This is a genomic window from Arthrobacter sp. NPDC093139, from assembly GCF_044754165.1.
In the GTDB taxonomy this organism is placed as follows: Bacteria; Actinomycetota; Actinomycetes; order Actinomycetales; family Micrococcaceae; genus Arthrobacter.
In genome coordinates this window covers 1-1,190 of record NZ_JBIVOO010000032.1, presented here as the reverse complement: position 1 = coordinate 1,190, position 1,190 = coordinate 1, and the positions used below count along the sequence as shown (strand labels likewise).

Sequence of the window (1,190 nt, the reverse complement as noted above, 5' to 3'; positions counted from 1 at the left end):
GACGGGGCGTTGAAGAGGTAGCGTCCGGCGCCGTCCTGGCTGTAGTTGTTGACCTGGCTCTTGGGCTGGTTCACCGGGATCTGGGCGTGGTTGGTGCCCACGCGGTAGCGGTGCGCGTCGGCGTAGGAGAAGATCCGGGCCTGCAGCATCTTGTCCGGGGACGCGGCGATGCCGGGCACGAAGTTCGAGGGCGCGAAGGTGGCCTGTTCGATCTGCGCGAAGTAGTTCTCCGGGTTCCGGTTCAGCTCCATGGTGCCGACCTTGATCAGCGGGTAGTCCGCGTGCGGCCAGACCTTGGTCAGGTCGAACGGGTTGAACCGGTAGGTCTTGGCGTCCTCGTACGGCATGACCTGCACGTGCAGGTCCCAGGACGGGAAGTTGCCGGCCTCGATGTTCTCGTGCAGGTCCCGGATGTAGAAGTCCGCGTCCGAGCCTGCCAGGGCCTCGGCCTGCTCGGATGTCATGTTCTTCACGCCCTGGTTGGACTTGAAGTGGTACTTCACCCAGAACCGCTCGCCCTCGGCGTTGATCCACTGGTAGGTGTGCGAGCCGTAGCCCTGCATTTCCCGCCAGGACGCCGGCAGGCCGCGGTCACCCATCAGCCAGGTCACCTGGTGCGCGGACTCCGGGGAGAGGGTCCAGAAGTCCCACTGCATGTCCGCGTCCCGCAGGTGCGTGCCCGGGAGGCGCTTCTGGGAGTGGATGAAGTCCGGGAACTTGATGCCGTCGCGGATGAAGAACACCGGGGTGTTGTTGCCCACGAGGTCGTAGTTGCCCTCGGAGGTGTAGAACTTCACCGCGAACCCGCGCGGGTCCCGCCAGGTGTCCGGGGAGCCGTTCTCACCGGCCACGGAGGAGAAACGGATCAGCATCTCGGTCTCCACACCGGGCTGCAGGAACGCGGCCTTGGTGTACTTGGAGATGTCCTCGGTGGTCTTGAAGGTACCGAACGCGCCGCCGCCCTTGGCGTGCACCACACGCTCCGGAACCCGCTCGCGGTTGAACTGCGCGAGCTTCTCCACCAGGTAGTGATCCGTGAGGATGATCGCGCCGTCAGCGCCGACAGCCTTGGAATGGGCATCGGACGTGACCGGAGCACCGGACTGTGTCGTGGACACGGCAGGCGCAGAGATGTTCGAAGTCATCTTTCTCCTAATTTATTGATTACTTGACAGTTACGAAGGAAGTTT

The 1,190-nt window shown here is 63.7% G+C and carries 1 protein-coding gene; it reads right to left on the bottom strand.

Features of this window, described 5'->3' with window-relative positions:
• Positions 1 to 1,145, bottom strand: a 1,145-nt coding sequence (locus tag ACIP90_RS21335; RefSeq protein WP_400581766.1) for a catalase, incomplete at its 3' end; no start/stop codon positions are given.
• Positions 1,146 to 1,190: the final 45 nt, after the last annotated feature.